The organism is Deltaproteobacteria bacterium (assembly GCA_016219225.1).
In the GTDB taxonomy this organism is placed as follows: Bacteria; Desulfobacterota; RBG-13-43-22; order RBG-13-43-22; family RBG-13-43-22; genus RBG-13-43-22.
On sequence record JACRBX010000103.1, the window covers coordinates 23,285 to 32,408 of the forward strand.

The 9,124-nt window shown below is 51.4% G+C and carries 9 protein-coding genes; 1 reads left to right on the forward strand and 8 read right to left on the reverse strand.

Annotated features, from left to right (window positions below):
• Positions 1-7: 7 nt before the first annotated feature.
• Together HY879_09330 and HY879_09335 are read right to left on the reverse strand one after the other, a co-directional pair.
• Positions 8-271 carry a DNA helicase gene (locus HY879_09330; GenBank protein MBI5603548.1) on the reverse strand — a complete coding sequence of 88 codons (264 nt, stop codon included), beginning with the start codon at positions 269-271 and terminating at the stop codon, positions 8-10.
• Complete coding sequence (locus HY879_09335) at positions 268-540, reverse strand: AbrB/MazE/SpoVT family DNA-binding domain-containing protein (GenBank protein MBI5603549.1); 273 nt, start codon at positions 538-540, stop codon at positions 268-270. The genes HY879_09330 and HY879_09335 overlap by 4 nt, the downstream gene beginning before the upstream one ends.
• Before the next feature lie 186 nt (positions 541-726).
• Here HY879_09335 and HY879_09340 point away from each other — a divergent pair, with 186 nt between their 5' ends.
• The gene (locus tag HY879_09340) at positions 727-1,164 is read left to right on the forward strand and encodes a hypothetical protein (protein ID MBI5603550.1); all 438 of its coding nucleotides are present in this window, start codon (positions 727-729) and stop codon (positions 1,162-1,164) included.
• A gap of 181 nt (positions 1,165-1,345) precedes the next feature.
• Here HY879_09340 and HY879_09345 read toward each other — a convergent pair whose 3' ends face one another.
• The 6 genes from HY879_09345 to HY879_09370 form a co-directional block, all read right to left on the reverse strand.
• Positions 1,346-2,923 carry an FAD-binding protein gene (locus HY879_09345; GenBank protein MBI5603551.1) on the reverse strand — a complete coding sequence of 526 codons (1,578 nt, stop codon included), beginning with the start codon at positions 2,921-2,923 and terminating at the stop codon, positions 1,346-1,348.
• 43 nt (positions 2,924-2,966) lie between these two features.
• Positions 2,967-4,802: an aldehyde ferredoxin oxidoreductase family protein gene (locus HY879_09350; GenBank protein ID MBI5603552.1), complete on the reverse strand. Its 1,836-nt coding sequence runs from the start codon at positions 4,800-4,802 to the stop codon at positions 2,967-2,969.
• A gap of 4 nt (positions 4,803-4,806) precedes the next feature.
• The gene (locus HY879_09355; protein ID MBI5603553.1) at positions 4,807-6,102 is read right to left on the reverse strand and encodes an iron-containing alcohol dehydrogenase; all 1,296 of its coding nucleotides are present in this window, start codon (positions 6,100-6,102) and stop codon (positions 4,807-4,809) included.
• A gap of 158 nt (positions 6,103-6,260) precedes the next feature.
• Positions 6,261-6,614, reverse strand: coding sequence for a hypothetical protein (locus HY879_09360; GenBank protein ID MBI5603554.1), 354 nt, complete (start codon positions 6,612-6,614; stop codon positions 6,261-6,263).
• 202 nt (positions 6,615-6,816) lie between these two features.
• The gene (locus tag HY879_09365) at positions 6,817-8,202 is read right to left on the reverse strand and encodes a class II fructose-bisphosphate aldolase (protein ID MBI5603555.1); all 1,386 of its coding nucleotides are present in this window, start codon (positions 8,200-8,202) and stop codon (positions 6,817-6,819) included.
• 91 nt (positions 8,203-8,293) lie between these two features.
• Entirely contained in the window at positions 8,294-9,070 is a 777-nt protein-coding gene (locus HY879_09370; protein MBI5603556.1) for a nucleotidyl transferase AbiEii/AbiGii toxin family protein, read from the reverse strand.
• Between the last annotated feature and the right edge of the window lie 54 nt (positions 9,071-9,124).

Consider the following 9,124-nt stretch of genomic DNA (forward strand, 5'->3'; position numbering starts at 1 on the left):
AAGATATCTAAAATTTATCAATCAAATCATGGGTACCCACAAAATGGAGTTGATAGATGGGGCCTTCTTTTTTAAAGACACACCGATAGCCTTTATCTACGTAAAATTCCCAATAATCCGAGCCTTCAATTTGATGCACCTGTAAAGATCTATGTTTGGGATTATCTTTTAGAAAAGCTAACTGTTTTTTGAATTTCTTTTTGATATCTTTGGGGAGGAGGTCATACTGCGAAAGAAATTCGGCTTCGATGGATAGGACAATCTGATTCACTCTTTTAGATCCCCTAAGAGATCATCGATACGGTCATACCTCTTAAAATTACCGGCCTGGAAGTTTTTTTCCGCCTTTTTTATTTTTTGTTGGATCTCTTCCGTCCAAAACCAGGCCTGGGACCTGGGAACATTTATAGTGGGTTCTAAAATAATTTTGCCTTTAGAAATTTTAAATATTAATTGGTCTCCGGTTTTAATGCGGAGCCTTTCCCTGATTTCCTTAGGTATGGCCACTTGACCTTTTTGGGATACGGTGACGGCTTTCATATTCTGTTCTCCTGACTGGTAAAAAAATAAAACATTTTTACTAATCTGTCAAGCCTTTTGATCGGGTTCAGGTCTTAGGATGGAAAATTTTTTAATTGACCATAATCATTGACCGTGGCAAATTAATAAATAGTTTTTTGCAAGAGACCTCTTTTATTTAACTTTATTTGTAAAAGGAGATTTCGGATGAAGCTGCCAGAGTATGTGACTGGGGAAGAAGTCAAAAGGGTCTGCACGGCCCTGGGTATTCGGGATTGGACCAGGTTAAAAAAGGCCGAGGTCAAACCGGAGGAGGCGCAAATTATATTAAACGAAGTCAAACCCCGGGGGATGAAAATTCCTCTCGAAGAATTCCGGGCCGGCCTGGAGGTGGAACTCGAGCATGGGACCCGCTATAAAGAGGCCAATGTCACCAACAACCACCCCCTGCTGACCGGCAAAATCGTCGTAGCCCATCTAAAGGAATCGATGGATTACTATGAACGCCTGGAGGTAGCGGAGATAGAAGGCGATCTACTTAAGGCCTTTGCGGCCAAGAACCTGGCCAAGGCCGAAGTCAAGTATAAAAAGCTGGTCCAGGCCAGGCTGGCCCTGGTTAAAGCCGAGGCAGATACGTTGAGCTGATTAAAAATTCGACAAAAAGTATCCATTTAGCTTTTTGAAATCGTGTCGGTAACCCCTCCGTCATTCCGGTGAAAACCGGAATCCAGAAATTATCTGAGACGAAAAGACCCTGGATTCCGGTGCCTGCCCCGGACCTGATCCGGGGTTCACCGGAATGACGAGTTTTTGCCAAGCCATCTGCTTAATCCTCCACCAAACGAGCATCTTCGTGGCTTAACGAAAAAGAGGCTTTCGCCGAATCATAGATCAGGCAGGAATTCTTCTGCCAGTTTTGATCATCTTCCTGGAGAAAGTCCTGGCGGATAAAGCTGCCCCGGCTCTCCTGACGGGCGAGGCCGGCGTTCAGGATGGCTTGGGTTACCAGTACCCCGGAAAGAAGATCTTCTTTGAGCCGTCTTTCTTCGATGGTGTGCGACATCAGGGTCTGTAATTGGGCCCGAAGCGCTTCGATTTCCGCCAGGCCGTGCTTCATCCCGGCTTCTGTGCGCAGGATACCGGCCTGATTCCAGGCAATGGCCCGCATCTTTTGCCGAAGGTCCCTGAGCCGGTCCAGGGATGGCTTTTCCCCTGGAGTCCAACCCATTGATTCCTTTTGCACTGAGGTCCTGGCCAACGGGTTGGTCCGGGCATAGAGGGCCGCACTCCGGCCGGCAATTTTACCCATGACCGCACATTCGGTCAGGGCATTGCCTCCCCGCCGGTTAGCCCCATGGAGCCCGGAGACGATTTCCCCGCAGGCAAATAGACCGGGTAAGGCCGTCCCTCCCCGGGCATCGGTCCGGACACCCCCCATAAAAAAATGGACCGCCGGTGCCACAGCTATCGATCTTCTTTGTACGTCTAAACGGACCTTTTTAAAAAGGCTCTTTCGAAGGTCTTCCCAGGGTTCTTCCGGAATCGCACTGCCGTCCAGATAAACCGGACCTTTTTGGTCTTCTTCATAAAGTAAGACCGAAAAGGCATCCCGTTTGGTCATAGCGGCTGTGTTGATATTGTCCACCTGCCATTTCTTCAGAAGATCTTCACCGGAGGCATTGATCAACTTGAGTTCTTTCGGGTAAGGGGGATAGACCAGCATGGACGGCAGGCGCGGCTCATTCAACACCAAAGGGTAAAACTGCACGAATTCCATGTCCCAGAGGGAAAGACCGGCCCTGGCCGCCAGGGCATATCCCTGGCCCATGGTGCTTTTCTGGTTGTCGTTCCGGAGATAAATCCCACCCGCACCGCCGGTGGCCAGAATGGTCGCCGGGGCCGTCAGGACCATTTCTTGTCCCTTTTCATCAAATCCTTTAACCCCGTTAATTTTTTCTTCCCCCAGCAGTTCGGTGCAATAAAAATTTTTTAATAGGGTCGCCCCTTCCAGGCCGCTTATCTTTTGGGCGATGGTCTTTACCATAACCAGGCCGGGGATGGTATCGGGATTCGGGGTGCGCACAAAAAACTGGCCCCTTCGTTCTTCCAGGTCAAGCCCCATGGCCTTAAGGGTGGTCATGGTTCCGGGGGCCTCCCGGGCAATCCGTTTTACATAATCAACATCGTTGATCCTCCGGCCAACCTCGATCGTATCCGCCACATAGGCTTCCAGACTGTATTCGGTAGTGGGTGCGGCAAAGACCCCGTTAGCCATGGCCGAATTGGTCCCCCGGCCCACAGATCCTTTGTCTATTAATAGTACCTCTGCCCCCTCGGCCCGGGCGGCATAGGCGGCCATCATTCCGGCCAGTCCGGCGCCGATCACAATCACATCCGCGTTCATGATTCAAATCCTTTTATTTTCTTCATGTTTTTCGGATAAGCTTTTATCCCCAGAGATCCCTGGCTGCCTGTTGAAGTCCCAACTCCTGGAGTTTTTCCCTGGCCGGTTTTCCCGTTTCCCAGTCCCAGGCACTGACGGCGTAGAATTCCTTGAGCATCAGATCCATATCCGGCTCTATCCCGGCGGTGGAGCCTTCTTTCAAGGCCTGGCGGGCGATTCGCGGCAAATGGTCATCCTTTCGGGTTACGCCCAGCAGATTGTTGATGGCCCGCTTGAGGTTCAGGGAGCGCTCTCCGAAGGCAAGTAAATCCATGGTCTTAAAATTTGTACCGGTAACGGCCGAAAGTATCCGGGCGATCAGGGCAGCCGGCAACGGGGAAAACTCGCACAAGGTGAAGCTGTTGTAAAGCTCACAGAAGTGCAATATCTTGGCCGTCATGGCCCCTTTTTGCCGGGGGTCATTTTTATTGGAAAAGGTGATGCCGACGTCCAATCCGGTTTCATTTCCCGGGGCATCCAGATTATAAAAACTGCCTTTCAAATGACAGGCCCCTCTTGGGCCTACGGCATAGGCCAGGGCTGCCCCCTGATAGGCCCGGGGATCATGCATGGGAAATTCCAGGCCTTTCACCTGAGCCGCTTCTTCGGGATCGACCCCAAGCTCATTGGCCATGACCTTGACGCCCTTGGACAAAAGGACGCCGATGCCCTCCTGGCGGATCATCATTTCCAGGAGCTTTAGGATGACGGCCCCATCGCCCCAGGTAATTTCCATCTCCGCCTTTTCCCGGGTCAGGATCCCCTTCTCATACAGGTGCATGGCAAAGGCAATGGAGACCCCGGCCGAGATGGTATCGATGCCATGGACATTACACAGATGGTTGGCCCGGACCACGGAATCGATGTCGAAGTTCAGGCACAAGGGGCCGAAGGCGGCCACGGTCTCATATTCCGGGCCATCCACCCTTTTGATCTCTTCGCTGAAGTCCTTGATGACCCTGCCGCAACCGATGGGACAGCCGCTACAGGCATAATGGGTCATATTATAGCGGGACCGAAAGGCCGGACCGTGGAGCTTGGCCGCCGGAAAGACGCTCTTGGTAAAATACTTGACCGGCACATCGGCCAGACGCATCCCCAGATCCATGTACATATTCGTTCCGAAGAGGTGATAGCCGTTCTTGTTGGGAAAGCTCTGAATGCATTCCCGGGCCTCATTGATGAGGCTTCTAAGCTTTTCCTGGTCGGACGGCTCTGCCTTTTGGTTTCCAGAAACGACCACGGCCTTAAGATTTTTTGCGCCCATCAAGGCCCCCAAACCGCACCGGCCGGCGGTCCGGCCTTCGTCGTTCATGATCCCGGCAAAGCGGATTAATTTTTCCCCTCCCGATCCGATACAGGCCGTGGAGGCCTTCTCATCGACTTCCCTGGCCAGGAGATCCTGGGTTTCATAGCTGTCCCGGCCCCAGAGGTGAGACCCATCCCGGATCTCCCCTTTCCCATCCTTCACATAGAGATAGACCGGCCTTTCCGCCCGGCCGCAGATGAGCAGGCCGTCAAAACCACTGCCTTTTAGCCTTGTGGGAAATTGCCCGCCCGTGGTGGCCTCTCCCCAAAGACCGGTCCCCGGAGCGATGCCGCAGATAGCCGCCCGGCTGACCATGGGCACATTGGAGCCGATAAAAGGCCCGGTGGCAAAGACCAGGGGGTTTTCCGGAGCCAAAGGGTCCATTCCCGGTTTGACATAATCATAGATAATTTTAGCTGCCAGGGTTGATCCGCCGACATAATTTTTCAAATCATCCTCACTGAGGGTAAAATCTTCGATCCTTTTTTCGGTAAGATCCACCTTTAGGAATTTTCCAAAATATCCTTTCATCGGTCTACCTCCAGGTCTCTGATTTCATATCAAGCAATCTACCTTCATAAGCCATTAGAAATATATCTTTGAGCTGCTCCCTGGTCAGGTCGTACCAGCCGAAATAGAAGGCCGGGTCGGTCGGGGTTTGGTCCAGGATACGATCCAGCTTTTTTTCAAATGCATCCCGGGGGACACCGGCCTGATTGAGACTGGTGGGCAGGTTTATCTTCGTCATCAGAGCACGAATCTTTTCGATGAGGTCGGCCAAACTCTTTTCATCGGAGGCCTTGTCCCGGCAACCCATCCGGTCGCAAATCTCCAGATACCGGTCGGTCGCTTTTGAATAAACCTGAAGCTCGTAGGGGAGGAACAATAAAACCATAATGCCGTGATGAATGTGGAACAATCCCCCTATGGTGTGCCCCAAAGCATGGGAGATGCCGGAACCGGCATTGCTCAAGGGGATCCCGGCCATCATGGCCGCCTGCTGCATCTTCATCCTGGGCATCAGGTCATTGCCGTCGTGAACGGCCTTGGGCAGCCACTCGAAAACCATCTCTATGGCCTTGAGGGCCACGGCCTGATTGAGTTCATCGGCCCTGGGGGCCATGAAGCCGTCTACGGCATGGGCCAAGGCGTCGCCCCCGGTTCCGGCGGTCAGATCAGGAGGCATTCCCACGGTAAAGGTCGGGTCCAGGAGGGCAAAGTCGGGAACGAATTCCGGCAAGGCCCCACCTGTACCCAGCTTGACGCCGTCGGGGAAGGAGACGACGGCGATGCCGGTCACCTCCGATCCGGTACCGCTGGTGGTGGGGACGGCCACCAGCTTGGCCTTGTGCCGCAGATTGAGGGGGATCAGGGGGCTTAAGATTTCGAAGTTGGCCTCCGGATGTTCATAGAGCAGCCAGGCGGCCTTGGCCGTATCCATAGACGACCCGCCGCCCACGGCAAAGATGAGGTCCGGACCGAACCGGCGCATCTTTTCGGCGCAGTCCTTTATAGTATCCACCGGCGCATCGGGTTTGGACTTGGCCCAGGTTTCGAATTTTATTCCGTGTCTTTTTTCATAGGGACTCTTGATCTTGCTTGTGAATCGTACGGCATATTCATCGGTGACGATAAAGGCCTTCTTGCTCTTGCACTCCTTAGCCACCAGATCAACCGAATCGGGAAGCAGCCCGGCCTTATCCAGAAAAAGATTGAGTCCGGAAAATATGCGGGGGACAAAAAAGGGTCTTTGAACTTCCTTTAAAAACTCGGCCTGCACCATGGGACCGCCCCAGGTTCTCAGCAAATATTCATGGGACCAGTAGCTCATATTCCCTCCTCAACTTATACAGTTCGGAATTCGGATTTCGGATTTCGGAATTTAAAGAAACACACTTTCATGCTTCGTTGCGCCCCAGGGGTATGGGGGCTTAGTATGAAAATACCGTATTTTAATTTTTGGTTGGTGCCCCATTGCGGCATAGGGTTTCAGGCCGTGACAAATTTAATGGCCGCCCCGAACCAGGTAAAGGAATGGACCTGACCGTCAATACCCACCTGGTGATTCTGCAGGGCCGCCTTGATCCCTTCCTCCCCTTTTTTTAGGGCGCTGAAGGCTGTTTTTGCATCACCCCAGATCATAGCCGTGTCATAGTCGTTTAAAACGGCGTCCGCTGAAAACCGGCCGTCTTTAAAGATGAACCGCTTTCCTCTTTTTCCATCCCTGGTTTTGATGACAACAGTACATTCATGCCCCATAAGGAATTTTTTAAAATTTTCATTGATCCTGGCCGCCTTTTTAAACTTGGATGCCAGTATGGCCAGAATGAGAGAAAAACCCATAAAACCCTCCTTTCATAAAGTCTTGGGGTGTTTGAAAAGTAAGTTTTTGTTCACCGCTGCGGTGAAATAGCGAAATTTCTGTAGGGTGGGTGCAGCGAAGCGTAACCCACCAATATAAGTATCTTCTTTACGCTCTCTGCGCCTCTGCGGTGAAAATAGTTTTCCGACAAGCTAAACTAATACGACCTTCATAGCCCCCAATCTAATCCGCCAGGTCCGAAACATCCTCTTCCTTACCCGTGCCCAACCCAAAATCGGCCTGTTGTTTTTCCACCTTGACCAAAGGAATAAATTGACGAACCAGATCCTGGGTCCCGCCCACCTGGAGCTGATCAAAATAAAATCCGAACTTTGCTTCCAGGGTCTTTCGAATAGCCGATCGAACGGCTTCCGGTAAACCCCACATTTCGGCTTTAAACGGCCCCAGGCCTTTTTTCCGGGTACTGTAAAGAAACTGTTCTTCGGTCTTCCCGGTCTTCCATTCGTCGGCATGTTTGGATTTCAAATAATCGTAAATATTTTGTCTTAAATCTTGAGGAAATTCTTCGTGGTCATAAATAATATTTTGAAAGCCCGTGGCCAGATGCACCTCCACGGCGTCGTGGGTGACAAACTGATTAAAGGCCTCATCCGGCAGGGTGGAGGCCCCGTGCTGGACCGTGCCGCCCATGCCGTACCCGGTCCTGGCCACCAGGGAGAGATCCTTCAAGACCTTAAAATCAATGGCCACCTGGGCCAAAGTGCCGTCGGGCAGGACCACCCCGCCGTGACTCGTCCCGGTCTGGATGCTGATTTTAGAAAGACCAGGGATTCCGGCGGGGAGGGCGGCCATGAGGCCGTCCATATAGGCCCGCAGTTCCTTTTCGTCGCTGTTCTTTCCCCCCACCTCTCCGATCTCACCGCCCACGGAGATAGTGATTCCCGGCGGTTGATGTTTTCGAATAAAGGTCGTAAATCGGGCACACAACTCATAGTTGGCCCGTTGTTGTTCGGCCACCGTGGCTTGACTTAAGTCCACCAGGGTGGAGGTGTCGATGTCGATATTGTAAAACCCGGCTTCTATGGCCTCCTGGATGAGTTGTTCAATGGCCTTTAATTCGTCTTCGGGTTTTTCCTTGAATCTTTTTCCGCTGACCTGAAAATGATCCCCCTGGATAAATAACGGTCCCTGAAAACCCTCTTTTATGGCTGCGGCCATGACCGCAGAAAAATATTCCCTGGGCCTCTGGGCCGTATAGCCGATTTCCGAGCGGGCGATCTCGAAGATCAAGGCCCCGACCTTTCTTTGAACCGCGGCCTTAAAAGCTGCCCGGGCGCAATCATAGGTCATGGCCCGGAGATTAATGGCCGGAACGGTAAAGGGTTGGGGGATCTCTCCGCGGCCGACGGCCTTGTAGAACGCATGGATGGAAGCCGGATAAATTCCAGCCGCCTGCCCCACTTCCCAGATCAACCAGCAGGCATTGGCCTTTTGGGCGGCCTCTCCAAAAACGGCCTGGTGAATTAATTGATCGATGGTCTTTTCTCTTAGCTGTTTTTCATCTAAAATGGTTACCCCCTCATGTGGATGGACCTTTATCGAATCCATAGCCTCCTCCTATCATCTTGAAGTTATAAATCAATGTCTTTTTTCTTATTTTATACTCTACCCATCAGAAAGCAAAGTCTTATCAATCAAATCAAAGCTCAGCAGCCTTTAAATATTCTGAAAAGTGAAGAATTTTTTCGGCCTCCTGCTTCTGCATCAGAAACGGGGCCACATCACGGGCAAGATGACTGAAGTCGAGCTCTTTGCACTTGAGGAGAATCTGTTTCCGTATTGCTTCCCTATCAGCTATTCCCAGTTTGTCCTTCAGGTAATCAAGATTTGGTCTGCTTTTTCCCAGCAAGAAAATGATATCATAAAAATCCCTTCCCATCGGGCGTTTTCTGGTAAAGAGACAGGTAATCTTCTGCGACAGTAGTATATCTACTGGTACGACATGTATCCTTACGAAGACATCAAACTTATTGAGGATCACCTTCTCCGGAGTGTAATCAAAGCCCTGCGGCTCGGTATCCACCTGGATTGTAAGTCGTTCATCCCGGTGGCGGGAGATTCCACTATAAAAGAGTATTTTCGGAATGCGAATGGAAGACCGGTAGGTGGTCCGTATGGTGTTCTTTACCTCCGTTTCGTACCCCTCAAGGGTCAATCGATTATGGAGAAGGCCGGCCAGGTTTTCAAAACTTTCCTGATCCAGGGAACGATTATCGAAATCCAGATCTTCGGAGAAGCGTTTTCCGGCATGAACGAATCGGATCGCCGTGCCCCCCATAAAGGCCAGGCTGTTGGCATAGGGGGAAGTGAAAATGATTTCGAGGATCTTGTATTGAAGGTATTCCCGAAGAAGATTCTTCTTAAAAGGGCGGAGAGGTTCGGGATACCAGGATTCGATCTGAGAGAGTTCAAGCATTATCCATAAACCCCCAGAAGGCCGTGATTCGTCGGGTCAGAGCCTGCTGCCCAA

Bases quoted from the DNA above. Each gene is read 5' to 3' on its own strand.
- HY879_09355 (MBI5603553.1), bottom strand. From the start codon at position 6,102: ATGAGCTACTGGTCCCATGAATATTTGCTGAGAACCTGGGGCGGTCCC.
- HY879_09370 (MBI5603556.1), bottom strand. From the start codon at position 9,070: ATGCTTGAACTCTCTCAGATCGAATCCTGGTATCCCGAACCTCTCCGC.
- HY879_09365 (MBI5603555.1), bottom strand. From the start codon at position 8,202: ATGGATTCGATAAAGGTCCATCCACATGAGGGGGTAACCATTTTAGAT.
- HY879_09340 (MBI5603550.1), top strand. From the start codon at position 727: ATGAAGCTGCCAGAGTATGTGACTGGGGAAGAAGTCAAAAGGGTCTGC.
- HY879_09360 (MBI5603554.1), bottom strand. From the start codon at position 6,614: ATGGGTTTTTCTCTCATTCTGGCCATACTGGCATCCAAGTTTAAAAAG.
- HY879_09345 (MBI5603551.1), bottom strand. From the start codon at position 2,923: ATGAACGCGGATGTGATTGTGATCGGCGCCGGACTGGCCGGAATGATG.
- HY879_09350 (MBI5603552.1), bottom strand. From the start codon at position 4,802: ATGAAAGGATATTTTGGAAAATTCCTAAAGGTGGATCTTACCGAAAAA.
- HY879_09335 (MBI5603549.1), bottom strand. From the start codon at position 540: ATGAAAGCCGTCACCGTATCCCAAAAAGGTCAAGTGGCCATACCTAAG.